The 26,393-nt window shown below is 37.2% G+C and carries 20 protein-coding genes; 16 read left to right on the top strand and 4 right to left on the bottom strand.

Annotation, left to right across the window (positions count from 1 at the left end; genetic code table 11):
* Positions 1 to 684 precede the first annotated feature (684 nt).
* Both ASJ81_RS18085 and ASJ81_RS18080 read right to left on the bottom strand, forming a co-directional pair.
* Entirely contained in the window at positions 685 to 1,323 is a 639-nt protein-coding gene (locus ASJ81_RS18085; RefSeq protein ID WP_245860283.1) for a right-handed parallel beta-helix repeat-containing protein, read from the bottom strand.
* A 512-nt stretch (positions 1,324 to 1,835) separates the two neighbouring features.
* On the bottom strand, positions 1,836 to 2,246 hold the full coding sequence (locus ASJ81_RS18080) for a PaaI family thioesterase (protein WP_095645566.1): 411 nt from the start codon (positions 2,244 to 2,246) through the stop codon (positions 1,836 to 1,838).
* Positions 2,247 to 2,385: 139 nt separating this feature from the next.
* Here ASJ81_RS18080 and ASJ81_RS18075 point away from each other — a divergent pair, with 139 nt between their 5' ends.
* The 10 genes from ASJ81_RS18075 to cysS all read left to right on the top strand — a co-directional run bounded on the left by ASJ81_RS18075 (position 2,386) and on the right by cysS (position 14,416).
* Complete coding sequence (locus tag ASJ81_RS18075; protein ID WP_141241802.1) at positions 2,386 to 3,066, top strand: alpha/beta hydrolase family protein; 681 nt, start codon at positions 2,386 to 2,388, stop codon at positions 3,064 to 3,066.
* 350 nt (positions 3,067 to 3,416) lie between these two features.
* Complete coding sequence (locus ASJ81_RS18070) at positions 3,417 to 4,502, top strand: hypothetical protein (RefSeq protein ID WP_095645565.1); 1,086 nt, start codon at positions 3,417 to 3,419, stop codon at positions 4,500 to 4,502.
* Between the two features lie 471 nt (positions 4,503 to 4,973).
* Complete coding sequence (locus tag ASJ81_RS18065) at positions 4,974 to 5,735, top strand: potassium channel family protein (RefSeq protein ID WP_095645564.1); 762 nt, start codon at positions 4,974 to 4,976, stop codon at positions 5,733 to 5,735.
* A 588-nt stretch (positions 5,736 to 6,323) separates the two neighbouring features.
* Positions 6,324 to 6,626 (top strand): hypothetical protein, encoded by a 303-nt coding sequence (locus tag ASJ81_RS18060; RefSeq protein ID WP_141241801.1) that lies wholly within the window; start codon positions 6,324 to 6,326, stop codon positions 6,624 to 6,626.
* Positions 6,627 to 7,424: 798 nt separating this feature from the next.
* Positions 7,425 to 7,895: a rhodanese-like domain-containing protein gene (locus ASJ81_RS18055; RefSeq protein WP_095645562.1), complete on the top strand. Its 471-nt coding sequence runs from the start codon at positions 7,425 to 7,427 to the stop codon at positions 7,893 to 7,895.
* Positions 7,896 to 8,459: 564 nt separating this feature from the next.
* Positions 8,460 to 8,858, top strand: a complete 399-nt coding sequence (locus tag ASJ81_RS18050) for a DUF2769 domain-containing protein (RefSeq protein WP_095645561.1) — start codon at positions 8,460 to 8,462, stop codon at positions 8,856 to 8,858.
* 257 nt (positions 8,859 to 9,115) lie between these two features.
* Positions 9,116 to 9,505, top strand: a complete 390-nt coding sequence (locus ASJ81_RS18045) for a DUF2769 domain-containing protein (RefSeq protein ID WP_095645560.1) — start codon at positions 9,116 to 9,118, stop codon at positions 9,503 to 9,505.
* Between the two features lie 352 nt (positions 9,506 to 9,857).
* On the top strand, positions 9,858 to 11,870 hold the full coding sequence (locus tag ASJ81_RS18040) for a monovalent cation:proton antiporter family protein (RefSeq protein WP_095645559.1): 2,013 nt from the start codon (positions 9,858 to 9,860) through the stop codon (positions 11,868 to 11,870).
* Between the two features lie 211 nt (positions 11,871 to 12,081).
* Complete coding sequence (locus ASJ81_RS18035) at positions 12,082 to 12,600, top strand: Maf family nucleotide pyrophosphatase (protein ID WP_245860285.1); 519 nt, start codon at positions 12,082 to 12,084, stop codon at positions 12,598 to 12,600.
* Between the two features lie 394 nt (positions 12,601 to 12,994).
* Positions 12,995 to 14,416: a cysteine--tRNA ligase gene (cysS, locus tag ASJ81_RS18030; RefSeq protein ID WP_095645558.1), complete on the top strand. Its 1,422-nt coding sequence runs from the start codon at positions 12,995 to 12,997 to the stop codon at positions 14,414 to 14,416.
* A gap of 94 nt (positions 14,417 to 14,510) precedes the next feature.
* On the opposite strand, the gene ASJ81_RS23945 is transcribed toward cysS, so the two are convergent.
* The gene (locus ASJ81_RS23945; protein WP_245860282.1) at positions 14,511 to 14,771 is read right to left on the bottom strand and encodes a hypothetical protein; all 261 of its coding nucleotides are present in this window, start codon (positions 14,769 to 14,771) and stop codon (positions 14,511 to 14,513) included.
* On the opposite strand from ASJ81_RS23945, the gene ASJ81_RS23940 reads away from it, so the two are divergent.
* Complete coding sequence (locus ASJ81_RS23940; protein ID WP_275112585.1) at positions 14,764 to 14,982, top strand: CU044_2847 family protein; 219 nt, start codon at positions 14,764 to 14,766, stop codon at positions 14,980 to 14,982. The two genes, ASJ81_RS23945 and ASJ81_RS23940, sit on opposite strands and share 8 nt — an antisense overlap.
* A 320-nt stretch (positions 14,983 to 15,302) precedes the next feature.
* Positions 15,303 to 16,226, top strand: coding sequence for a S16 family serine protease (locus ASJ81_RS18020; protein ID WP_095645556.1), 924 nt, complete (start codon positions 15,303 to 15,305; stop codon positions 16,224 to 16,226).
* Positions 16,227 to 16,740: 514 nt separating this feature from the next.
* On the opposite strand, the gene ASJ81_RS18015 is transcribed toward ASJ81_RS18020, so the two are convergent.
* A complete protein-coding gene (locus ASJ81_RS18015) occupies positions 16,741 to 17,220 on the bottom strand; it encodes a GNAT family N-acetyltransferase (RefSeq protein ID WP_141241800.1) in 480 nt (159 codons plus the stop codon).
* Between the two features lie 343 nt (positions 17,221 to 17,563).
* Between ASJ81_RS18015 and ASJ81_RS18010 the strand changes: the two genes are divergently transcribed.
* The 4 genes from ASJ81_RS18010 to ASJ81_RS23405 all read left to right on the top strand — a co-directional run.
* Positions 17,564 to 18,421: a metallophosphoesterase gene (locus tag ASJ81_RS18010; protein ID WP_095645554.1), complete on the top strand. Its 858-nt coding sequence runs from the start codon at positions 17,564 to 17,566 to the stop codon at positions 18,419 to 18,421.
* A 713-nt stretch (positions 18,422 to 19,134) separates the two neighbouring features.
* A complete protein-coding gene (locus tag ASJ81_RS18005; RefSeq protein WP_095645553.1) occupies positions 19,135 to 22,617 on the top strand; it encodes a PAS domain S-box protein in 3,483 nt (1,160 codons plus the stop codon).
* Between the two features lie 554 nt (positions 22,618 to 23,171).
* Positions 23,172 to 24,719, top strand: coding sequence for a lysine--tRNA ligase (lysS, locus tag ASJ81_RS18000; protein WP_095645552.1), 1,548 nt, complete (start codon positions 23,172 to 23,174; stop codon positions 24,717 to 24,719).
* Positions 24,720 to 25,878: 1,159 nt separating this feature from the next.
* Positions 25,879 to 26,393, top strand: a 515-nt coding sequence (locus tag ASJ81_RS23405; protein ID WP_212556110.1) for a hypothetical protein, incomplete at its 3' end; no start/stop codon positions are given.

Below are 26,393 nucleotides of genomic sequence, written 5' to 3'. Positions count from 1 at the left end.
AGCTGTTTTATTTGAGATTCAAGACTCTCAATGTAAGTTGCAATAACTTCAGGGTTTGAAGTACACAGAGCAAGAATCTCTTCACGTTTCATCAAAGATAGAAATAACTCATTGTAAATCCAATTTTTCCTCGAAAAGAGGAAAAATTGTGTAGCCCTAAAAAGGACTCAGTACCAAAATCTAGTGATGAATGTAAAACTCAAAATCACTAGATTTTATAAATGGTCACCATCCATGTAATACAACTTAGTGATTCAAGTCTTTAGATAGCGAATATCGATTTTGATAAAAACTGGATTCTTCTTGCTAATTAAGACTTTCTATCAAAAATGCAAAAATCACTGGATTTTGGAACAGAGTCCTAAAAAGGCTACCTGAATAGTAACAATTTTTAAACTATATTTCTTTTAAACTACATCTTTTTTAAACTCAAAATTACGACTCAGTACCAAAATCTAGTGATGGATGTAAAATTCAAAATCACTAGATTTTGTAAATGGTCACCATCCGTGTAATACAACTTAATGATTCAAGTCTTTAGATAGCGAATATTGATTTTGATAAAAACTGGATTCTTCTTGCTAATTCAGATTTTCTATCAAAAATGCAAAAATCACTGGATTTTGGAACAGAGTCAAAATTACCTTAAATTTATATTTTTAAAAATTAAATTTATTTAAAAACTCATTTTTCGAATACAATGTTGGTACCTGCAGTTTTCGTAGTGTTATAGGAATTTCCTTCTCCGTTTTTAATAGTCATATTGGTATTGTTGAAGTAGTTGTTGTAAATAAGGTTCCTATCACTTCTAGGGCAGATATAAAAACCGTAAACACTATTATTTTTAACAGTGTTACCTGAGAATGTGTTGCCGTCAGAGTTGCCAAAATGGACTCCTCTGCTATTGTCTGAAGCCGTATTTCCTGAGAGGAGATTGTCTTTAGAACTTTGAATAGCAATTCCGTACTCTTTATTATTTATAACTGTATTGTTTGAGACTGTGTTTCCACTAGAATATAAGGTATAGATTCCAAGCCCGTTATTCAAAAATTTATTATTATCAACAGTACAGTTTCTGCATGAAGACAGATAGATTCCTGAGTGAAGGGGGTCTGTTGCTCCAATAATTTTAAACCCACTAATTGTTATATTATCTGCTTTCAGTAGGAGTGCATTATCATTTGGATTTTCGGCTTGAATTATTGTATCATCAGGGTTTCCGGATTCTGATCTGACTGTGAGGTTATCTTTAGTTATTTTGATATTTTCTGTATAGGTTCCTGGACTTACAGTAATTACATCGCCAGAGGTTGAATTGTTCACAGCATTTTGAATTGAATTTCCTGGTTGGACTGAGATCTCAGCCGCAGTTCCGATGCTTGATATTATTGTTAAAATAAGAAGAACTGCTAATAAAGTGGTTAATTTACTTATTTTAATACCTCCGTTATTTAGAAAGTTCCTGCGGAACTTTTAATAAATGAGTATTTACGCCTCAACACCATACCAATCCATATATGTATATGTGTTTTCTTAACCACAAAAAGTTGCCATTTATCGCAAATTTTCTAATTCAGTTTTCAAAACCAGATGTCGAACCCAAAAACTAAAAAGATCGTTGGATTTTTAACCAGAAAAGTATAATAAAAAATAGAGTTACGGGCTACATGCCCAGATATGAGACTAGAATTTCCTAACTTTTTCAGGTTATTATTGTCATCCTTATGTGTGTTTGAGTTTAAAAACTACAATTCTTTTTTGAGTATACATCTCCTTGGGAATCGTATTACTAATATCTAATATCCGCTGATTTGTTGAAATACATCCTGCTGGACTTAAACGCAGGAAAGCTCATCAAGTGAAATCTTTTTCCTATAGCCCATGCCCTGGAATATTGCTACAAGATCTCCTTTATCATCAGTTACATTTACAGTATATGTTGAAATTTTGGGATTTATTGAGGTTTCTTTTGCCTCTGCTGTGAGACTTTCGCCTGTCGCGGCTTTTACAAAAGAAATATTTGCATTTATAGCAACGGTAACAGTGCCATACACGTTTGACGCTGCAGCAAAAGTAAGATCTGCAAGGGTAAATATTGCACCTCCCTGAACTGTTTTCAGGGCATTAAGGTGCTTTTCTTCTATGTTCATGATGGCTTTTGCATAACCTTGAGATACTTCTAAAAGTTCAATTCCCGAAATTGCAGCAAAATTATCATTCTTAAGAAATTCTTTAATATTTTCCATATAATAACTCCAGTTATTGTCAGTAAATTCGTGTTTTATTCTGCATATTTTAATTAAAGTTATGGTTTTTGGCTTGTTTCCAAAGTAATTCAGTATACACCCATAAATGCCTAATAAACAGGAGTTTTAGATTATACTTATGCAAGTCATAAAGAAGGGTAAAGTAGGGGAAGAACCGCTGGAAGTTGCTATTCTCGATATAAATACAGAGCCTCGAGACTCATTTGAACTGATAAGAATAGATGCCAGTCGTGGCAAGGTTAACTGTCATTACTATAGGGTAGAAAAGGCAGATAAAGGAGTAATTATGGTTGGGGGGATTGGAGGGGACTTTGACACTCCTGCTGAGGGTTTATATCCTCGCTTATGTGCTGACTTAAAGGAAAGCGGGATAAGTTCGCTAAGGGTAAGCTTCAGGTATCCTACGGACCTGACGGAAGCTGTAGTAGATGTCCTTATAGGACTTGAATTTTTAAAAGCCGAAGATATCAGAGTTTTTGGCCTTATAGGGCACTCTTTTGGAGGTGCGGTTGTTGTTCAGGCGGCCTTTAATGAAGAGAGCGTAAAAACCGTAGTTACGCTTGCTACCCAGAGTTATGGAATTAGTCCTATTTCTCTCCTTCCTGAAAGCACGTCTGTACTTTTAATTCATGGTGAGGCAGATGAAACTTTACCTCCGAGCAGTTCGGTATATGCGTATAATCTTGCACATGAACCTAAAAAAATCAAGACATATGAAAATGCGGGGCATGGTTTAAAAGAAGTATCCGACAAGGTTTACGGCGAAGTAAGGGACTGGATTATAGAAAATTTAAGATGAGTGCTAAATATAAATTTTCATTACAGTTTTTGAAGTTACACTTTTCAATATTTGCTCATTAAATATGATAAGTATGTGGTAGACTATTATTTTTTAAAACGTTGCATAACACTTAAAACCGGACTAATCTCTATAGTTGATAGGTTGATAGAGATTAGTTATTTATAACCCTACCATTTATTATTTAATTGATTTATATTAAAATAATTTTTATTTAATTACTAAAATACGTGATCGAATCAATGGTCGGACTCACATATGGGGGGTAAAGAGTGAATCCAAAATTAACAGTTTTTCTGTTAGCGTTATGCCTAGCGTTATCTATTGGATCTGTGCAAGCGCGGACTAACATGGTCGGAAATATGGAAGACACGAGTATAATCCTAGTTGGAAATACAAGTGAAACCGTTACCTTCAACATGACCGGAAACGCGGTTGTTGTTGGCATGGACAATGTAAGCGGTAAAACAGAGAACATGACTGGAGCCATGGGTCAGAATCAGAGTATGTCCCAGACTCAAGCTCAGAATATGACTGGAAGTCAGAACCAGAGCATGGCAGCAAACCAAACTGAAGCCATGACCGGAAGACCTGTTACATGTAATGTGGTTGGAAAGGTAGTCATAGTCAAAGACATGGGCAATATGACAGAAAAAGCGCTTATGATCGGTAAAATGGATAAAATGCCCGGAAAAGTAGTTATGTTTGGAAACATGAGTAAAATGGGCGGAATGGCCGAAAGAATGAATAACACGTCTGGAATTGCCGGATACATGCAGAATATGACTATAGTCATGGTTGGAAACATGACTGGAACCATGACATGCAATATGACCAATGATACTGAAAATATGACTGGAATGTCCGGAAACATGATCGGTAGACTGGAAAATATGACTGTACTCACGGCTGGAAATGTGACTGGAACTATTACATGTGATCTGACTAGAAAAATGATTATAATCAGAAACATAGGCGATATGGATAAAGTCACCGAGAAAATATGTAACATATCTGGAAGAAAGGAAAATATGTCCGGAAGAATGGAGAATCTGTCTGGAAAATTAGAGAACATGACTGGTTCGATGGTTAACATGACAGGAACCATGATTATATTCAAAGATATGGATAATATGACCGACACGTCCGAAAACATTGATAATATGACTGGAATGGACAAAGAAATGGATTCTCTGAGTTCAATGGAAGGAAATATGGTTATGATCGAAGATATGGAAATGAATAAAATGGACGGAAAAATGGGTAATGTGAGTAAAATGCCCGAAAATATGAATAATATAACTGGAAAAATGGTTATAATCAAAAACATGGATGATGAGACTCAAATAACAACTAAAACCATTACATGCAACATTACTGAAAACACGACTACAATTCCACGTATAAACATGGCCAGAATGGGTAGACCGAGGTAATTGATTGCAAAATGTTTGTGTAATGAGGTATAAGTAAAGAAACAAACAATTATCAATTTAGAGATTTCGGAATAAAGTAAGGCTGTAAGCTTGTAGTTCTGCAGTTTACAGTTCTTGCTTCCTTTTTAAAGATAGGCTGTGTCTTGAATTTGCTGTAAATTTGAAGTTACTTTTATATGTAATATGGAAAAATGGACCTTTAGTATGTAATATGGAAAAAGCGGATCTTTTTGTGGAATGTGAAAAAAATGGACCTTTTTTGTGGAATGTGAAAAAAATGGATCTTCCAATATGGAACTTTTGATCCAGTATTTTTTGAGATTTGTGATTTTACAGAAAAATCGGTGCATTATCTCATCTTATTAACCTATGTATAAATTCTTTAAGAACGTTTATCTGATTTACCAGCTCTTTTTAACAATGAAATGTAACCTAATTTATATTGAAATACATCTTGATGAGAGTAAACAAATGGATAAAGAACAATCAAAAGAAGAAAGAATAGAGTTGCTTTCCCAGATTAACGCTCTATTTGATTTTCCTTTAGTATTGTTGTCGATTTTATGGTTAGTTCTTATCATTATTGACTTTGCATACGGCCTCTCTCCATTTTTGCAAACATTAAGTCTGGTTATCTGGGGTATATTCATAATCGATTTTCTTATTGAATTTGAAATTTCTCCCGAAAAGAAGGATTATTTAAGGAGGAACTGGCTTGTAGTCCTTTCCCTACTTTTGCCTGCATTAAGGGTTTTAACGTTATTTAGCGGGTTCAGGCTAGTCAAATTTGCCAATTTTGTTCGATCTCTTAATCTGGCCCGCGTTCTTTCTTCTTTTAATCGAAGCCTGAGAACAGTCCGACAGGTAATGAGGCAGCGAGGTTTAAGATATGTCCTGTTGCTTACGATTTTGGTAACTTTCCTCGGAGCAGCGGGCATGTACGATTTTGAGCGACCACGGCTTACTTCTTATTGGGATGCTCTCTGGTGGACAGCAATGATCATGACTACTATAGGGAGCGATTATTGGCCAAAAACCTTTGAGGGAAGGATATTGGCCTTTCTATTGTCAGTTTATGCTTTTTCAATCTTCGGATACATAACCGCAGCTCTGGCAAGCTTTCTTATCGGAAAAGATAAAGAATCGGCCTCAAGAGAAATTGAAGAATTGCGCAGCGAAGTACAGCACCTTTCCAGTGAAATTAACAGGTTTTCAGAAAGGGAAAAAAAGTAATTTTGTTAAATTTTCTATAGTTTTTACTTAGAGGACTTCGATAAACCCAGCTTTTTGGCTAGTTGCTTATAAAGGATATATAAGTAATATGTTGAAATCAGAGGTTTATCGAAGTCCTCCTTAGTTTCTGTGTTTCAGATGATTACTTCTTACAAGGAAATTTCGAATAGCGGAGCAAGCATGAATGCTTTCTGAACTAAGCATAAATTAGGTTTTGAAACAAGTTTATTAAATAAGTATTTTCACTCACAAGCAGAAACTATACAGAATAAAATTATATTAATCAAGCTGTAAATTATATATTACTAAATATATTCTTTTAATTAACGATGGTTCCTAATTTATATTTCTATATATATTATATTCTATGAGTATAATCTCCTGTTAGTACGTACTATTTGTTGGGGCAACTGGAAATCATTTATCGATACATTTTTTTCAGCACAAAAGTGAGAGTAAAATCTGCCAGTAATTCTTTCAGAATAACGTTACTGGGGAGTGATAAAACAATATTTGGCTGCTGTATTTACCGACAAATGATTGAAATGTCAACATTTTAGTCGTATCAAATTGGAGGAGTGTATACAAATGGGAATACTTAAGAAAACAATGAGCGTTTTAGTGCTGGTCTTTTTCGTAGCATCGCTGACAGTTGGGTCAGCCAGTGCAGGCTGGAATTCTGGCTGGAATTCTAAATGCGATTGTAACAAGGGCAACTATTGTAACTGGGGATGCAATGAAAACAGCCACAAGAATAAATGCTGCTGTGGATGTGATGATGAAGACGACTTTGACTACGAGTCCTTCTTCAAATACTTCTTTGGAGACAGTTCCTTCTTCGGGGATAGCTGCTTCTTGGGAACAGGTAGTTACTCGTTTGGCGGCTGGTAAAATTAACTAGACTGGCTGATATAAGTCCAAAACAAACAATGATTCATTTGTAAATCTTTACATCAGACTGCAGGGAACATAAAACCTTAATTATTCAAATCTAGAGTTTCTATGGGGAGTGTTCTTAATGGAAATTACGCACTTAAGTAGTAAAAAAGACATGAGTACGTACATGAGTACGCACTTCTACCGTATATACCGTGAGTTAAACAGTTTGAAGTCTCATGCAACTGGTTCTCCAGTTAAACTGCGTAATTTCTTTCCCTTTACCTGACTACAGTCATTGAAGTGGATTTACGAATGAATTCTATTTCACATTTTTCTTGAGTCTCGTCTCATATTTTTTAATTTATGATCTGAAGAACCTGTTGAATTTTTGGGAAACTTCTCTAGTTTTTAATTCTCAGTATCTCTTAACCGGTGAAAAACTTTGAAATTTTGATTACTCATTTCTACTTTGTACCTGGCGGTTAAGGTTAAGTTTTTCCTCTTACTTATTTAATTTATATCGAATTTTCTCTTAACTCTCAATTAACTTTTGACCGGACTGAGCTTACCCTTTAGTGCTTGTTTTTTTTGGCCCTTATCTATAAACGGATAGATTGGAGTTCATCAATAAAAATAAAGAAATTTAATGCACGAATCGACTTAACACTTTTTGAAGAAATAGGTTTGTATGTGGAAAATAACCTTTTACAGAAACGAATAATTCATAGGAAACCTGTATATTCTGTTAAAGAAACAAACAAATCAATTAACTTTTCAGGATTTCAAATTTATAATACTGGAGGAATTTAATTGAACAAAGGAAATTTGATGTATTTTGGTGCTCTGGTTTTTCTGTTTCTGGCAGTATTTTTAATCTTTTCGGAAAAGACAAAAGAAAATCCCCCAGGACTCAAAAACGTAAGTGTACAGGAGGCAAAAGAGATGATTGAGAAAGGCGATATATTCGTACTTGACGTTCGTACGCCTGATGAGTTTAATTCATCGCATATTAAGGGAGCGACCCTAATTCCCGTAAGCAATGCCTTTGGATCAAATTTGAGTCAGGATAGTCTGCTCAAGGTTCGTATAGACGAAGTACCTGAGAAGAAAGTACTGGTTTATTGCAGAACAGGGCACAGAAGCAGTACGGCAGGTACAATGCTTGTAAACGCAGGTTATCCCCAGGTTTATAACATGATAGGAGGTATTACTGCCTGGACAGATGCAGGATATCCGGTTGTCAGCTCGGAAGATACAAAGTTTGAAGGCTCCCATAAGTGAAATCATAGGGCCTATGTTTCTCCTCCTCTTCATACCATTCTCAGATCAGCGAACGGTTTTACTACCGCAGCATTCTGATTTTTACTTTTATGCTTCTCATTTAAGCCAAAATTTCCAATTTTCTTCCTGTTTTTTCTACATCTTTTAATTGAAATTTGTTTTCTTTCAAGTGCAGTAACCTCAAGCGAGGTAACTTCAGACGAAGTAATCTCAAACTAAGTAGTTTCAAACTAAATGGCTTCAAACGAGGTAACCTCAAACTAAGTAATTTCAAATGAAGTATCCTCAAATGTAGTAATCTTAAACGAAGTAACTTCAAACTAAGTAATCTTAAACTAAGTGCTCTCAAACTAAGTAACCTCAAATGAAGTAACTTCAGACGAGGTAACTTCAGATGAAGTAACGTCAAAAGAGGTAGTTTCTCAAGATCACTACATTATATTTGCTCTGTAATTACTCTTTACTCGTTCTGTATCTGAAAAGACTTTTATTCTCTAGACCTCTAAATCTACAATGAATTAAAAATTATAAAACTAATTTTATATTTTCAATACGGGGGATAAAATGGATACAGGTAAAGGTAAATTAACTGAAGAGAAGTCCTTTACAGAGGCAGAAAACCGCTTTACGAAAGAGAAAGGGAGAGGGACGGATCTTCTAGTTCCTTATGCACGATCAAACATCGAAAGGTGTAAATGCTCGCAGTGTCCGGTTCAGGGCGACAGTAAGTGTGCTAAGGACAAACTTCAGAGCTCAGGAGAGGCGATGAAAAAAATACCTGGAGGAGAGGTCCCAAATCCTGAGGACATTCCAGGAATATATTGTTCAACAGGCAAAGCTACCTGTCAGGACCTCAACTTTGATAGACAATGCATCTGCGGTACATGTGAAGTTTGGAAAGAGTATGGTCTTGAAGAAGTAGATCCAAATAACCACTTCTGCCATCACGGCAGAGCTACCTGATTTGTCATTAAAAGTTATGAAATTCTCTTTTAATTTCTTTCTATTATGTAAAGTTTTATTTTCAAATCTTCTTTGCCTTTAATTTTTTCCACTTAGGTAGTCAATTTAGGCTGTAGGTTAGTATCCTAAGCTACAGTCATATCTTTGCTAATTCACTAACATATATTCTTTCTATGATTGAAAACACTTTTATGCTCTAAAGCCGAAACCTGAAATAGGGAAACCAATCTGAGTATTAAGTTTGGGGGTAATAGAATATGGGAAGAGATGCACCGACCGAAGAAAAAAGCCCAATAAAACCTAGAGATAGGGATATAACTTTTCAGAGAAAGACAGACTTTGTAGTTCCTTACGTAGAGGAAAATATTAACAGGTGTAGATGCCCACAGTGTCCGGTTCAGGCTAATAGTCGATGTGCACAGGGTAAAGTTCAGAGTGCAAGACAGGCATTGGAGAATGCGCCTGCAGATGAGGTTCCGGATCCCGAGGATGTTCCGGGGGTTTACTGCTCGGAAGGCACAGCGACATGTCAGGACCTTGACTTTGACAGACAATGCATATGTGGTTCATGTGAAGTCTGGAAAGAATATGATCTCAAAGATGCAAATCCAAACAATCACTTCTGTCAACGTGGCAGAGCAACCTGATCTTTCAATTATTCCATACGTTTCATATTATTAATTTATCTATCTCTTTTTTACCAGCTCTTCCATTTAATTTTAGTAGCGTGCCTAAATTTCACTTGTTCTTCACTTATTTCTCACTTATTTCTCACTTATTTTTCTAACTTTTGTTATATAGACAATTTTCGAGATTTATGATAGTTAGGTTACTACCGAAAATACTATATCTTTTTAATAAATATTGTTATCAAACAGTCAAAAAATTCTGGGGTTGACAAGCATAGTTATAATTTTTAATCCTGGGTCTTACCATAGGATTTTTAATATTTCAGAAAGCTCAGATTACCTTTTATCGATTTCTGGAGGAACAAAGTAAATGGTGTCCTCTTTACTGGCAAACGTTGATGTACTTCTTGGCTTTGCTATTTTAATTCTCACTATTTTCTACAGATTTCAAGTCCCTCCTGTACTTGGTTTTCTTGTAACAGGAATGTTAATTGGTCCTTACGGGCTTGGGATTCTCAATGGAGGGCATAATGAACTGAATGCTGATCTTGGTGTAATCTTTTTGCTCTTTACAATCGGAGTTGATCTCTCATTAAAAGAACTCTGGAAGATGAAAAAAGCTTTGTTTCTAGGTGGAACTCTCCAGATTGTCTTAACTACGTTTCTTACCCTCATTGTCTGTTCGTCTCTAGGTTTCAGCTCTTCTACCTCTGTCTTTCTCGGTTTCTTGATTTCACTTAGTAGTACTGCAATAGTACTCAAAGTCCTCCAAGACAGAAACGAAGTCTATACACAACATGGGAAAACTTCACTTGCAATTTTGATATTTCAGGATCTTGCTATCGTCCCCCTAATTCTTATTACCCCGTTATTGGTTGGTGACTCTCTAAATTTTGAAGGTTCACTGTCAACCGTTTTTCTTAAAGGTTCACTAATCATTCTAGTTTTTATCTTGAGTGCCAAATTCCTGATTCCCTGGATATTCTACCATGTGGGTAGGACAGGTAATAAAGAGTTATTCCTTGTCAGCGTTGTCTTCATTTGCCTTTCTACTGCTCTCTTTACCTCAAGTATCGGACTGTCTCTTGCCCTTGGTGCATTTTTAGCTGGGATTGTCATTTCAGGTTCCCAGTACAGCCAGCAAGCAATGGGAAACATTGTACCTTTAAGAGACATGTTTATGAGCTTCTTTTTTGTGTCCGTAGGAATGCTCTTGAATATAGGGTATTTGTTTGACCATCTTCCTATCCTGATTCTTGCTTCCTTTGTCTTGATTTTCATAAAATCAATAGCAGGAGTAACCATAACTTTTCTTCTCGGCTACCCACTCCGTACAGCTATATTAACAGGACTTGCTTTGTCCCAGGTAGGAGAATTTTCTTTTGTTCTATCCAGATTGGGGGTGGAATATTCTCTCCTGACTGAAGAGACTTACCAGGCTTTTCTTGCAGTTTCTATAATTACCATGGGAGTTACGCCTTTTTTGATTAATTCTTCCTACAAACCTGCCGATTTCTTTGTTACAAAAGTTTCAGGAACAACTAACGGCATGAAACTAATACATGGCTTATATTCGGAACCTATTATAGAAGAACAGGCTGAGCCTGAAATGAAAGATCATTTAATCATAGTAGGTTTTGGTTTTTCCGGAAGAACAGTTTCGAAGGCTGCAAAAGCCGCAGGTATCCCTTATATTATTGTAGAAGAAAACCCTGAAACTGTTAACCAGGAAAAACAAAAAGGGGAGAATATCCATTATGGAGATGCAACTTTTGAGGTTGTACTGGAACATGCAGGCGTTAAGAGTGCAAGAGTTCTTATTATCGGGGTCTCTGATTCAACCGCCACAGGTAAGATAGTAGAAACAGCAAAAAAATTGAACCCGAATATTTGCATCATTGCAAAAGTACGGAATTTACAGGAAATGAGACATCTAAGTGCCCTGGGAGCAGATGAAATCATTCCCGAGGAATATGAAACTTCAGTAGAAATTTTTGTCAGAGTGCTGGAAAAATATCTGGTTCCGAGAGAAAACATTGAAAAACTCGTAAATGATGTTCGGGCTAATGGGTACCGGATGATGCGAAAATTGTCCGGAACTACATGTTGCGATAGTGAGTTCAGTATAAAAGATGGACTTCCGGGAGTTGATATCCAAATTCTTAAAGTGGGGCAGGGTTCAAGTTTTGATGGAAAAGCCTTAGCAGACCTCGATTTCAGGAAAAATCACGGAGTGACAGTACTTTCAATTCGTCGGGGTTCGGATGTGATTTACACTCCGGAAGGCAATTTCATCCTTTATGCAAAAGATGCCTGTATCATTCTGGGAAAACCTGAGGATCTTTGCAATATCAGGAGATTCTTTGAAAGTGTTCACGGATAACCGATAATTTAACGAATTAATTTTGTTGTTTCCTGTATATGTGCAGTACAATACAAATTATGCGCTACAATACAGATATATCCCATGCATCCTGATTTTTTCCCATGCGTCAGATCATTTTAGCGTCTGCATCTCCAAGGCGAAAAGAATTGCTTAAACAGTTCCTATGAGATAACTTCCTGGTCTATGCCAGTTCCTATGAGATAACTTCCTGGTCTATGCCAGTTCCTATGAGGAGTCTCCTTACCCTGGACTGCACCCCAAAGAACTTCTCTTAAGGCACGCCACCGAAAAAGCCAGAGACGTGGCTAAACATTTTAACTCCGGGCTTGTAATTTCTGCTGATACCTCGGTGCTTTTTAATGGAAAACTCCTGGGTAAACCCAAATCTCCAGAAGAGGCAGAGGAAATGCTTAAACTCTTAAGTGGGCATCGATTTCTTGTTGTAACCGGGCTTACAGTCCTTGACCTTGACAGTGGGGTGGAAATTAACGAACTGGAATCCACCACCGTCTGGATGGACGAAATAAGCAGTGAACAGATTTCAGCCTATGTCAGGACAGGAGAGCCTCTTGATAAGGCAGGGGCTTTTGCTGTTCAAGGAAAAGGGGCAGCCTTTGTGAAACAAATTGAGGGTGATTTCTTTAACATCGTTGGTCTTCCTCTTTTCCGGCTGGGAAAAATCCTTCAAAAGTTTGGAGTATCTATATTTCAGGAAGATCTGCCCTGAAACCATTGTGCTACAACCGTTAATCTGCAACCCCCTGTACCGCAACCGTTGGGTCGCAACCGTTGACCCGAAACCGTTGACCCGAAACCGTTGCGCCGGTTTATCACGCCGATAGGGTTAGGGGATAAGATTTCCAAATCCAAACGCAACCGCTGAGTCAGTTGATCACGCCGTTATGACTGTTTAGATTTAGCAGTTGTTTTCGCTCAAGCCTTTTTTTAAAAGGCTTGTGGCGAAAGTAATAAAGCATCTCTAACCAATTAGATAAATAAGTGGTAACTAATACATGAACTCAAATAACTGAAATTTAATTCGAATAGATTAAGAGATTTAATTTCATTTAACAAGTATTCTAACAATATTTCAGGTACTTAAATTTCCAGAGGCGTTCCGGATGCTCCAGGTTTACAATACCCTTACAAGAGAGAAAGAGGTTTTCAAACCTTTAAAGGAAGGAGAAGTTTCGATTTATGCCTGCGGGCCTACGGTTTACAGTATGCCGCATATAGGCAACTATCGTACTTTCCTGATGGCAGATAATATTGTGAGAAGTCTTGAGTATCTTGGATATAAAGTAAAACTTGTAATGAATATTACTGACATAGATGACAAAACTATCAGAGATTCGAAAGCAGTCGGAATGTCACTTAAGGACTTTACGGATAAATACGCGGCAGAGTTTTTTAAAGGCCTTGATATGCTGAACATAAAAAGGGCTTCAGCTTATCCCAGAGCTACGGAAAACGTTGACAGCATGATTGAACTTGCGCAAAAGCTGATAGACAAAGGGCTAGCTTATGAAAAAGGAGGATCGGTCTATTACAGAATTTCAGCATTTCCGGATTATGGCAAACTCTCAAAGCTGGATTTTGATAACATTATAGTTGGCGCGTCTGTGGACGTGGACGAATATGATAAAGATAATCCCCGCGATTTCGCCCTTTTGAAAGCTTCAACCCCTGAGGAAATTGAAAGGGGAATTTACTATGAAAGCCCATGGGGGAAAATCCGTCCTGGCTGGCACATCGAATGTTCGGTGATGGCCATGAACTGCTTTGGCCCTACTCTGGATATGCATTTAGGGGGAGTAGATCTTATTTTCCCTCACCACGAAAATGAGATTGCACAATCGGAAGGGGCGACAGGAAAACCGTTTGCATGTTACTGGACTCACGGAGAACATCTCATAGTCGAAGGGGAGAAGATGAGCAAGTCCAAAGGAAACGTCTTCACTCTCCCCGATATTGTCAAAAAGTACGGTGGGGAAGTTGTGCGCTTTATGTTTCTCTCTGTCCACTACCGTAAAAAGCTTGATTATTCTGACGCCTTTGCGGAAAACGCTAAAAATAATTACCTAAAGCTTAAAGAAACACTCGAGAACCTTGAGTTTAGCCTGGAAAGCGCAGAGGATACGGCTTATCCTGAGGACGAAGAAGTTCTTAATATCCTTCCTGAACTTGAGATTCAGTTCAGAGAAGCTCTTGAGGATGATTTCAATGCTCCGAAAGCCCTAGCGGTTTTTAAGGAACTTTCCCGTACAGCTAACAGGTATCTTGAATCCGGAAAAAATCGACAAGTGCTTGAGAAAATCTATTCTCTTTACAGACAGTTTTCGGATGCTATGGGCCTCTTTTTCGATTCTGGGAAAAAGAAAATCCCCACAGAAGTGATGAGGCTGGTTGAAGAGCGTGAAGCTGCTCGAAAAAGTAAAAACTGGACGGTTTCAGACGCTATCAGAGAAAAAATAAAATCTCTTGGGTACATTGTACAAGATACGAAAGAAGGGCCCAATATAAAAGAAGCCGAAGAAAGTTAATATGGTATTTAAGGTCTAAACTTTAACTTGAATCCTTAAAAACGTCAATAATTATTTATCCGTATATATACATTCTACTAACGTTAATCTATTCTTACTCAGGGCTGCGTTCTCTTTTTCTGTGAGATGCGCCCATATAGCCTAATGGGGGGCAGTTTCTGGACAAAGTAAATGCTGATGAGAAAGTCACTGTTGATGAAGAGCTTTTTGAGAATTCCAGTAGGGACGCCTTAAAAGCAGGGTGTATTCTAGCTGAACTGGGGCATGCTCCTGGAAAAGTAAAAAAATTTACGCTTATATCTCCGAAAGCCCTGGAAGAGAAATCCATAGAATCGGTTGATAATGCGATGCTCATTATTAAGGAAATTTCTAAAAAAGTCGTAGATAATCTGGAGGAAACTTCTCCTGAGTTCAGGCCATCTCAGATAGAGCTGACTTTTAACTTACTGCTGACTATGAATGGAAAAGCAGTTATCACCAAATCGGAAAATGAGAAAAACCTGAAAGTAATGTTAATGTGGAAGGATAAAGGAGAGGAGACTGAGAAGGAAATCCCTGAAAAGTAAGATTTAAGCTCAGCCTATAAAATTATATAAATTTTAATCTAAGCGTACGGATTCGGAGAAAGGGCTTCCTGAACTCATGTACTTATTCTCGATAACGAGGATATTCATTTACTAGTATCAGGATTTCATTTATTAGTAATAAGGATTAGATTTCTCTGTAATCAACATATTCATTTACTGGTAAATAATATATTCATCTATTGGGTCTTTCAGTTAAAGTTCTGTGATTCTATCTATAAATTACTCTTGCAGTTCTCCTACATGGTTTCCAGAAGGAAGAAACAAGTATGATCTAAAACAAATTAAAAGTGGTAAGTGATATGAGATCCAAATTTCTTGTTCTTTTACTGGCTATTTCACTTGTCGGAAACGCTTACTTTGTTCTGTTTGGCGAACAGCCTTCTTTTGAGGAAGGACAGGTACAGGAAATGCAGACTCGCATAAACTCCCTTGAAACGGAAAATGAAAACCTTAAGACAGAGATAAATCAGAATAATGAGTCGCTTCAGTCTTATGCTTCTCAGTTGGAGTCCTATCGGTCAAGAGTCTTTGAGCTTGAAAACGGCTCTCAAATTTGTCCTGCAGGAGTTGAAGGCTTTGCAACCCTTCAGGGACCTGCAGTTTTCCAGAAAGTTGAACTGGAGAGATCAGGTCCTTTTATACGACAAAATGTTTCTGAGGAAGGAGCTCTACTTAATATTTCAGTTGAGATCCAACCCGGAAAAGGCCGTGTACTTGTCCAGACAACCCCTCTAATGGGTACAGTTTTCCAGGATGCTGCAAACACTGCAGTTTTCATCGCTGAAAACAAAACCGGAAGACAAATGTCAAGCAGTGATATTATCTTCAGCATTACTGCTCCGGGTGAAATTCCAGAGGTCGATGGTCCTAGCGCAGGGGCTCTCATGACCCTACTTACAATTTCAGCTATTGACAACAATACTAAACTGAACAAGAGTATAACCCTTACAGGCACAATTGACGATAAAGGCAATATCGGTCAGATAGGTGGAGTTCTGGAAAAATCACAGGCAGTAAAAGCCGGAGGCAAAACTCTTTTCCTCATTCCGAGGGAAAACAGCCAGCTTATTAAATATAGATATATAGAACGAAATCTTGGTGGTTTTACTATTGTTGAACAGAAGCCGGAAATCGTAGATGCTAAAGAGTATATAGAAAAAGAGGTAGGAATCAACGTCGAGTACGTGGATACGATTGATGATGTACTTAGGTATGAAAAGTAAATCGTATGAAAAGTAAATCGGCATGAAATGTAAATCGGTATGAAATGTAAATCGGTATGAAATGTAAATCGGTATGAAATGTAAATCGGTATGAAATGTAAATAAATCCTGCTTTCGGCAGGTCGACATAAAAATCCATTCAATTTTTCTATTGATATCGTTTTTTTTAGAACTTTTGATATTTAATTTAAATCAAAAATTACTAAATGTTAACCATAACATAATTAATATATATTTATAATATATGAGATAAAAGACAAATCATGCTAGATAGATAATCCGCAAGATGCTGTTTTTTAACTTAACCTACAAAAAATAACAATTAAGAATATTTAGATGTTGGAATGTGCTTGCTGCCGAATGTAGGATAAATGTAAATTTTACCATAACTTTGACTGTATAATTCTTTTTTCGGGTTTTTTTCTTCCCGGAGCTTACTCTTGCTTCTGTAAGCCGTTTTTTCAAAGTTTTGAAAAATTGACCTGATTGCTAAAAAGCTTTCAACTTTCAGTTTTTACTTATCTCCAAGCTTTTTGACCATTTTATAATATCTTAAGTTTTGCCCGTTTTTCACGGGAGTCACTTCTTCTGTCTGTATTTCATAGCCAAGAATCCTGTAGAAAGGATATGCTACAAGTGAGGCGTCCAGATCCATTATCCTGACCCCTTTTTCCACGGCCTTTTCTTCAAGTCTGTACATGATTCTCTTCCCCAGTCCCATTTTCTGATATTTCGGTTTTACGAAGACTCTTCTGGCGTTTGAACCAAGAAGAGTGCCCGTCCCTATAAATTCCTCTCCTGAGGTCAGGATAAGGCAATACCCTTCCAGTATATCTTTTACGATATTCAGTCGATTGTGATAATCTTTAAAGTAATCAATTGCTTCCTGAGGGTAAACATGGGAATAACAGGTGTCAATGGTCTCGTTTATTAATTCTCTCAACGAATCAGCATCTTGAGGTTCAGCTATTTTCATTATTATTTCTTCGGTCAATTTATCTCATCCGTCTTTTAGATTTAAAAAATACATGTTGATTAAGTTTAGTATACTTTAACTTTTTTGTAACATTCCTGTCTTTTAAGCTGACTGATTATTGAGTGGTTCTGAGACTATTTTTATAATTTGGAATTTTCTGGTACGAAAATTTGGTATCTTCAAGGTGCTTTTATGCTTAAGTTCACTCATCCAGGCCAGCTTATTCCATGGTTTTGTTTTTATACTTCTCATTTTATTTAAATATCATAAAGTATATATCTATAAGCGTTGAAATCAAATCCATTTCAGGCTGCTGTCTGATATATACTTTCAAATCCTGAAAAACAACCTTTTATCAACTATGCCACCCGAAATCACACCTATTATTGAAGAGCCTGCTCTTATTGTGACAAATTCCGAAACCTCACTGGTAGTTGCCGATATCCATCTCGGGATCGAGTGGGATCTGTACAGGAGCGGGATCAACTTGCCTAGCCAGATGAAAGGGCGCCTGGACAGGCTTCTGGGCTATATCCAGGAAAATTCCCCTGATAGAGTAATACTTCTTGGGGATGTAAAGCATAATGTTCCTCAGGTCTCCTGGCAGGAGAAGGACGAAATTCCTTGTTTCCTCGAAACACTTGCAGAACATACACATGTTGATATTATCCCCGGAAACCATGATGGGGGACTCGAACTTCTTTTCAACAGGCAAAAGGACATCACGGTTCATTCCGCACGTGGTGCACTTATTGATGGGGTAGGATATTTTCACGGGCATACCTGGCCTGCACCTGAAATACTGGCTGTATCTTATGTAGTCACCGCCCACAATCATCCCACTGTTCGTTTTACAGATGCTTTCGGGTATTCCATAGTTGAGCCTGCCTGGATCAGGACAAAATTCAATCTGGAGGTCCTGAAAGGTCATTTCGGAAACCTTAATTTTGAGAATCCTGCACAGTGGGCAGATCCTGAACTCTTCGTAATGCCGGCTTTTAATGAGCTATGTGGAGGAATACCTTTTAACGAATCCACTCAGGAAGAATTGCTGGGCCCGGCTTTTTCCTCAGGTGGAATTAAACTTGAGGCTTCCGAAGTGTATTTGCTTGACGGAACAAGGCTCGGACTGCTCAGGAATATTCGAAAGCTGCAGTATACAAGGGTTAGAAACAAGAATATGGATAGAAGACGCAAGAGTTCAAAAGGCTCTACATAAGATATATTGACACGTGGACAGGGATTTAGCTTTAATTAAACAGAGAATCAGGTTCCAGTTCTAGAACGGGGTCTTGTTATTAAATATAATTTTTAGCTTGAATTTTATAACTAACCACATTCTTGTATAAATATAGCCGTGTCTAACTCTGACTTTAAGTTTCCAACCACCAGTGAAATGCTTTCCAATTTTTATCCTGTTTTTCTTTTGGAGTCCATTCCGTATTAGCATTCCCTTAGTATCCAAATCTTTTTAAAATTTAGTGCATATAACTAATCTAAATATTTGAATGACTTCAATAACAAATGAAAACTTGTAGAATCAAAGAGTTGATCGTCCACTAATATCCGATTGATGTTTTGATGATATAAGTTAAACACTGCTTCCGCTTGCATTTATTTACTTACATTGCGATAGTCTTATGAAAAAACAAAATGGCTGAAAAAATAAAATCAAAAGGCTTTATTTCATTATTTAGGAATAATATCAATCAACAAATGATAGGTGTCCAAAGAGTTTCAGAAATATAATATTAAATTTCTATTGATATCACTAAAATTGTTCAGGATTGTTCTTCTATTTTTTCCAAAAATAATTAATCTACTCTGCTTCAATATAATGATAATTTAGAAAATCCCCAATTCTCTATGATAATCACTCATAGACGATTACTACATGATTTAAAATGATCTTTTGTGGCCAGGAAGTGTGGAATGAAAGAAATAATGAGAAATTCTGGTATCAATATCGTTGGAGATGTGCCTTGGGGAACGCACTTCTGCCAGTTCTACCAGACAAAAGAAGATTTAATGGATATAATTGTCCCTTATTTTAAAGCAGGGCTGGAAAATAATGAATTTTGTTTCTGGGTTATATCACAACCTCTGGAAGTAGAAGAGGCAAAAGAAGCCTTGAGAAGGGCCGTTTCTGATATTGATGTCTATCTAGAGAAAGAGCAAATCGAAATTATTCCTTACACTTCCTGGTATGTGGGAGAAGGGGGTTTCGATTCCGAGAGAGTTTTAGATGGATGGGTTGAAAAATTAGATGAGGCTCTAGCAAGTGGCTATGAAGGGCTCAGAATGGCAGGAAACGTTTTCTGGTTGAAAGAAGGGTATTGGGTCGATTTTAGTGGTTATAAAAAAAAGATGGATATTAATATCGGCGAGCGACAGATAATCTCTCTGTGTTCATATTTTCTTAGTATGTGCAGCGCAGCAGATATTATTGACTTAATGTTTAACCATAATTTTTCTTTAGTCAAAAGGGAAGGAAAATGGGAAAGGATCGAAAACTCCAGACAGAAAAATTTCAATAAACGTAAACGAGTTAAAGAAGCGTTGCGCCAGAGTGAGCTACACGTCAGGCAGAAGTTGGAAGACATTATTTCACCTGCTCGGGAGGCGGGTAAACCAGAAATCACTGATATCGTTGACTCCCAGGCTATCCAGTCTATGATGGATAACTTCTACAAAATTGCACACATTCCCATGAGCCTGGATGATCTGAAAGGCAATGTTCTGGTAGGCATAGGATGGCAGGATATCTGCACACAATTCCACAGAGTTCACCCTGAAGCCTGTAAGCACTGCATAGAGAGTGACATAGAGCTGTCTGCAGGTATTTCTCCAGGAGAGTTCAAGCTCTATAAATGCAAAAACAATATGTGGGACATAGCAACTCCCATCATAGTTGGCAGTCAGCATGTTGCTAATATCTTCTCAGGTCAGTTCTTTTTTGAAGACGAACCTCTGGACTATGAATTTTTCCAATCTCAGGCCAGAAAATATGGCTTTAATGAGGAGGAATATATAGCTGCACTTGAAAAAGTTCCGCGGTTAAGCAGGGAAATTGTGCATACGGGTATGGCTTTCTTTGTGACTTTTGCCAATATTCTCTCTCAGTTAGGCTACAGCAATTTTAAACTGGCTCATTCGCTGAATGAACGTGAAGCCCTTCTGAATGCATTGCGGGAGAGCGAGGAGCGATTCCGATCGGTTCTTGAGAATTCACTTGACGTGGCTTACAGGCGAAACCTTCAGACCGACAGATATGATTACATGAGTCCGGTGGTAGAGAAGATTACTGGCTTCTCTGCCCAGGAAATGAGTTCGATGAATGCCAGTGAGACTCTTGGTCGTATTCATCCCGACGACCGCCTCACAGTTACTTCGGGACTGGTCCAGGCATGCGATACTGGTTTTGGAACTCTGGAGTATCGGTTCAAACACAAGGATGGCAAATATCGCTGGGTCTCTGATAGATTCACGGTGAATAAAGATTGGAAAGGAAAGCCCCTCTTCAGCGGAGGTATTGTCCGTGACATCACAGAGCGTAAAAAAGTAGAAAAAGCTCTGGAAAAAGCACACGAGAGTCTGGAAGAAAAAGTTAAAGCGCGTACTTCTGAGCTTGAAGAAGCTTACAACTCTTTAAAAGAAAGTGAAAAGCGCCTTGCTGAAGCTCAAAAGATGGCTCATATTGGAAGCTGGGACTGGGATATTATAAGTGGTGAAACATACTGGTCTGACGAAATGTATCAGATTTTCGGACATAATCCTCATGAATCAGACGTAACTTTTGATGAAATTTTAAATTATATACACCCCGAAGATCGAGATTATGTCGGTAACGCAATCAGAAGATATTTAAAAGAAATGCCTTTTGGCATTGATTATAGGATTACCCTGGCTAACGGAGAAGAACGTACAGTTCATTCACAACCCGAAGTTATTTTTGATGAGAAGAATAATCCTATTCGAATAAAGGGAGTAGTTCAGGATATTACTGAGCGTAAAAAAGTAGAAGAGAAACTTCAGATACTGGCGAATGCTATCGAATCATCGAATGATGCTATTGTAACTCTATCTCTTGACGGTATCATTACCAGCTGGAACAAGGCGGCAGAACAGGTTTATGGTTATTCCGCCGAAGAAATTCTGGGAAGAGACGTATCAGTACTTGAATCAGAAAATACTAAAGGAGAAATTAATCAATTTTCTGAAAGGATTAAACAGGGAAAAACGATCCAGCACTACGAAACTTTACGTTTAAGAAAGGATGGTATTCTTTTAAACATTTCAGCCGCCCTCTCTCCGGTGTTTGATGTCACTGGAAAACTAGTGGCCCTTTCAGCTATTGTGAGAGATGTAACTGAGCGTATCAAGGGGGAAGAAGCGCTGCGTGAGAGCGAGGCGCGTCTACGCCGTTTTTACGAATCAGATATGATCGGTGTATGTTTCTACAATCTGAACGGCTCGATAACAGACGCTAACGATAAGTTCCTGAATATTATCGGTTACACTCGCGAGGACCTGCAGGCTGGATGGGTTAAATGGAATAGGATCACTCCGACGGAATATAGTCAATTGGATGAGCATGCTATGGCGGAACTCAAATCAACAGGCGTAAATAAGCCTTACGAGAAGGAGTACATTCGCAAAGATGGCTCGCGCGTACCTGTCATTGTTGGAATAGCTACCTTCGATAAGGTGAGTTATGAAGGCATAGCCTTTATTCTTGACATTACCGAGAGGAAGAAGGCAGAAGAAGCTCTGGCAAATCTCGAAATTGCCCGTAAGAAAGAAATCCACCACAGAATCAAAAATAACCTGCAGGTGATCTCTTCTCTCCTAGATCTTCAGGCTGATAAGTTTAATGATACGAAAATTGTTGAAGCTTTCAGGGAAAGCCAGAATCGAGTGGTTTCGATGGCTTTCATCCATGAAGAATTATATAAAGGAGAAGGAACCGATACTCTGAATTTTTCTGAATACCTTAAAAAATTAACTGGAAATCTTTTCCAGACTTACAGTCTTAGCAGTAAAAATCTCAACCTTTTCACGGATCTGGAAGAAAATGCGTTCTTTAATATGGACACTGCAGTCCCGTTGGGAATAATTGTTAATGAACTGGTCTCCAATTCCCTCAAACATGCATTTACTGAAGACCGAGAAGGAGAGATCCGAATTAAGCTTTGCAGGAAAGAAATTAATGAAGGAACAAGTAAATCTCTTTTCAGCCTGATAATTTCAGATAATGGAAAAGGAATTCCTGAAAATTTAAAATTAGAAAGTCTTGAATCACTGGGACTGCAGTTAGTAAGTATTCTTGTTGATCAGCTGGACGGGAAAATTGAGCTTAAACGAAATCAAGGGACCGAGTTTAATATTCTTTTTTACGTGGCAGAAGGACAATAAGTCTATAAATTAATAGACATTGGATGCTTTCCAATATACAGGATACTTTCTTAATACATTATGTAAATCTTGCTACCAGTACTGTGAACGCAATTTTTCTTCAGGGAGTAGTGCCAACTTTACTAACAATTTCATTAGTCCATAGGTTTGTTTTCTCAATGTTTATATAATATGCATGGATGTATGGAAAAATTAAATGTCAGGACTCAGGCTAATAGACAGTCGTTACTCTTGATACTCGGACTTGCAGCTTTCAGTTATAGAAGTTAATAAGAATTCACATATCTAAGAATTCACATATCCAAGAGTTAACATCTCTCCGTGAAACCCTCAAGATTCTTCTCTGCTGTGGGCGCTCGGGTTGATTCACTGATGGCTGATTCGCTGATTATTGATTTATGGTTAACTTACTGATTGACTTACGTGATTACTTATTGGTTTACCGATTCATCACTAATCGATTTACTAACTAACCACTGATCGATTTACTAACTAACCACTGATCGATTACCAATTAGATTATTTGTATTCACTAAAAAGGATGTACTGATTCAATGAGCATGGAAATCAACAATGAAAAAATGTCAGATAATCTTGTACTATCTGACAATGAATCTGACAATAACAATATTTCAGATAGTAGAGTCTTTGATGATTCTAAAATTGCAAAACTAAACGGTATCAGAAATCAGGGACTTAATCCATACCCCCATAAATTTGAAAAGAATGGGGATATCTGTGATATCCAGAAAAAGTTTGATGACTTTGAAAAGAATGAAGGTCTAACGGTCAGAACCGCAGGAAGGCTCTACAATATTCGCAGGCTTGGAAAAATGATATTTGCCGATCTTGGAGACCAGGGTGGCAGAATTCAGGTTACTTTGAGAAAAGGAAATCTTCCTGATGAGGATTTTGAGACTTTTAAAACCCTGGTCGATTCGGGAGATATCGTAGGTGTTCAGGGTGAACTTTTCAGGACAAAAAGGGGTGAAAACTCCATCAGCGTGTCCGAATTCTTCCTGCTCTCAAAATCCCTCTGCGCCCTTCCGGAAAAATTCCACGGCTTAAAAGACATTGAAACCAGGTACCGGAAAAGATATCTTGACCTTATAGTCAATGCTGACAAGCGAGAGATTTTCGTCATGAGGAGCAAACTCATCTCCGAGATCAGGCGATACCTTTCTGACAGGGAATTCCTGGAATTTGAAACTCCAATACTTCAGAATGTGTACGGAGGCGCAAATGCAAGGCCTTTCACAACTTTCCATAACTGTCTCGGGCAGAAACTCTTCCTTAGAATTGCTCCCGAACTTTACCTTAAGAGGCTTGTTGTTGGTGGATACGAGAAAGTCTTTGAGATTTGCAAGAATTTCAGGAATGAAGATATTGACACAACCCACAACCCTGAGTTCACCATGATCGAGGTCTACGAGGCTTACAGGGATTACAATGACATGATGGACTTAACTGAAAGCCTCATTTCGGAACTTGTGTTCAAGCTGACTGGCAGCTACGAAGTAAAAATGGGTGAAAACACGCTCAGTCTCCGTACTCCCTGGAAAAGAATTTCCATGGAAGATGCCTTAAAAGAGTATGCCGGGCTTGATGTTTTTGCACACTCACTTGAAGAATTGAAGCAAATCGCAATTGAAAACAGGATCGAAGACTACGAAAAGGCAAATACTTACGGAGAGTTCCTTGCCCTGCTCTTCGAGGGCCTGGTAGAGGACAAACTGATAAACCCGACTTTCATTTATGATTTCCCTGTGGAAAACTCCCCGCTTGCGAAAAGCCACAGGTCAAAAGAAGGCTTTGTCGAGAGATTCGAACTCTTCTTAAACGGTTGGGAACTGGCAAACGGCTACTCCGAACTGAACGACCCTCTTGAGCAGGAAAAGAGGTTCGAAGAACAGGATAAGAAAAGAAAGTTAGGAGATCTTGAAGCCCAAACCATTGATTATGACTTCGTAAATGCCCTCGGATACGGAATGCCCCCAACAGGAGGTATGGGGCTTGGAATCGACAGGCTTACCATGATCTTTTCGGGTCTGGAATCCATCAAGGAAGTAATTCTCTTTCCACAAATGAAAAGAGAAGACTGAGTTCAGGCTTGAAAATATTTGTTTTAATCTAAAATTAAACAACTGAATTAAGAGAAAAAGCCAAGGATAGAAGGTTAAGGAAAAAATCCAAAACAAGGACGTAAAACTGAAAAATTAAAAGAAAAAACTTGCTCTTTTTAAAAGCAGGTTCTTTATCCGGCTTTTTCCCTTAGATTAATTTGATATTGATGTTTAATTATTCTCTTACGGCAGAGTTCTGAATTTCTGCAAATTCAAAGTCAAATTTATCTATCCTGCTTTCGGCAGGTCGACATAAAAATCCATTCAATTTTTCTATTGATATCGTTTTTTTTAGAACTTTTGATATTTAATTTAAATCAAAAATTACTAAATGTTAACCATAACATAATTAATATATATTTATAATATATGAGATAAAAGACAAATCATGCTAGATAGATAATCCGCAAGATGCTGTTTTTTAACTTAACCTACAAAAAATAACAATTAAGAATATTTAGATGTTGGAATGTGCTTGCTGCCGAATGTAGGATCTATACTGAGCATAATTCGGTTCTTTTAATACTTGATTCTCAAACCATAAACTTACTAAAATTTCAAATTTTAATATGTTTTTGATTCAATAATTCATATAGTAAGTCGTTTACATACAGTGTTCAAAAAATTGACTTGAATTCAAAACAAATTCGAGACACTGCCTCTTTATATGTAAATCTTTTTTATGAACTTAATGAGCTCGTGAATTTACCAAATTTGTCTTTAAAACATAAATATTTTTATATGTTGGGAACAAATTCCTTATATAACACCGAGATAATCAAAGGAGAAAAGTCAATATTATAAAAATTTTTCTGCTTTATCCTGTAGTCTTTGCAAATTTTATTTATTTTTTAAATTTTATTTAATTCTACAACTATTCATATCCTATAAAATGAGTCAACTAACATCATTTTCATCATAGAAATCTGTCTAATAAGGGATTCATAGCAAAATTAAAATGACATTGTTTGGCATCAGTTTACAAAACCGACAAATCTATTGTAAATGCCAAAAACTCTAAAATTACGGCTTTTGAAACCGATTACGGTACCTGAATAATTACTTAATTTTTATATTTTGTAGACAACAATATATAAAGAAATTTGGACAAAATTGTTTTTAACAGGATGAAATATTTATGAAATCTTTTGAGCATTTACATCGTTCAAAAAATATAAACGTTTCAAGATTATATCCACATATCTGGATCTGGGTTCTTACAATTCTTGAAGTATTAATTGCATATTTTTTAATAACAGTGATCTCTAAAAAATTTTTAGCCGAACCTCCAATCTTTATACATTTTCTGGGGCTTTTTTTGAGTTTTTGCTACATAACTTCTATGCTCTTTTTTTACCGAATTCCTAAAGGAAGTAGCTCAGGATGTCTATGGGATTGTATATTAATCTGGATAATTGCATTATTTGGTGTACCACTTATCTTTTTAGCATGGTTTTTATCTCCTCTTAAGGGATTGATTTTGGGACTTTATTTTATTGCACTAATAATGTTTACTCGTTGGAGTTTTAAACATTATAATTCAAAATTGAGTTTTCTATATCATCGAATCAAATTTTCTGAATTTATAAAGAGGAAAATTTATTACAAGGGAGCGCAGAGGGTCACGAATACCCCAACCTTTAGGTTGGGGAT

It is taken from the genome of Methanosarcina spelaei, from assembly GCF_002287235.1.
Classification (GTDB): Archaea; Halobacteriota; Methanosarcinia; order Methanosarcinales; family Methanosarcinaceae; genus Methanosarcina; species Methanosarcina spelaei.
Note: the sequence above shows the minus strand (reverse complement) of the source record. Positions and strands in the feature narration are given on the sequence as shown.

Excerpts from the sequence above, each read along its gene's own strand:
- ASJ81_RS18080 (WP_095645566.1), bottom strand. The coding sequence starts at position 2,246 with ATGGAAAATATTAAAGAATTTCTTAAGAATGATAATTTTGCTGCAATT.
- ASJ81_RS18075 (WP_141241802.1), top strand. The coding sequence starts at position 2,386 with ATGCAAGTCATAAAGAAGGGTAAAGTAGGGGAAGAACCGCTGGAAGTT.
- ASJ81_RS18070 (WP_095645565.1), top strand. The coding sequence starts at position 3,417 with ATGGTCGGAAATATGGAAGACACGAGTATAATCCTAGTTGGAAATACA.
- ASJ81_RS18065 (WP_095645564.1), top strand. The coding sequence starts at position 4,974 with ATGGATAAAGAACAATCAAAAGAAGAAAGAATAGAGTTGCTTTCCCAG.
- ASJ81_RS18060 (WP_141241801.1), top strand. The coding sequence starts at position 6,324 with ATGGGAATACTTAAGAAAACAATGAGCGTTTTAGTGCTGGTCTTTTTC.
- ASJ81_RS18050 (WP_095645561.1), top strand. The coding sequence starts at position 8,460 with ATGGATACAGGTAAAGGTAAATTAACTGAAGAGAAGTCCTTTACAGAG.
- ASJ81_RS18045 (WP_095645560.1), top strand. The coding sequence starts at position 9,116 with ATGGGAAGAGATGCACCGACCGAAGAAAAAAGCCCAATAAAACCTAGA.
- ASJ81_RS18040 (WP_095645559.1), top strand. The coding sequence starts at position 9,858 with ATGGTGTCCTCTTTACTGGCAAACGTTGATGTACTTCTTGGCTTTGCT.
- cysS (WP_095645558.1), top strand. The coding sequence starts at position 12,995 with ATGCTCCAGGTTTACAATACCCTTACAAGAGAGAAAGAGGTTTTCAAA.
- ASJ81_RS23940 (WP_275112585.1), top strand. The coding sequence starts at position 14,764 with ATGCTCATTATTAAGGAAATTTCTAAAAAAGTCGTAGATAATCTGGAG.
- ASJ81_RS23945 (WP_245860282.1), bottom strand. The coding sequence starts at position 14,771 with ATGAGCATCGCATTATCAACCGATTCTATGGATTTCTCTTCCAGGGCT.
- ASJ81_RS18020 (WP_095645556.1), top strand. The coding sequence starts at position 15,303 with ATGAGATCCAAATTTCTTGTTCTTTTACTGGCTATTTCACTTGTCGGA.
- ASJ81_RS18010 (WP_095645554.1), top strand. The coding sequence starts at position 17,564 with ATGCCACCCGAAATCACACCTATTATTGAAGAGCCTGCTCTTATTGTG.
- ASJ81_RS18005 (WP_095645553.1), top strand. The coding sequence starts at position 19,135 with ATGAAAGAAATAATGAGAAATTCTGGTATCAATATCGTTGGAGATGTG.
- lysS (WP_095645552.1), top strand. The coding sequence starts at position 23,172 with ATGAGCATGGAAATCAACAATGAAAAAATGTCAGATAATCTTGTACTA.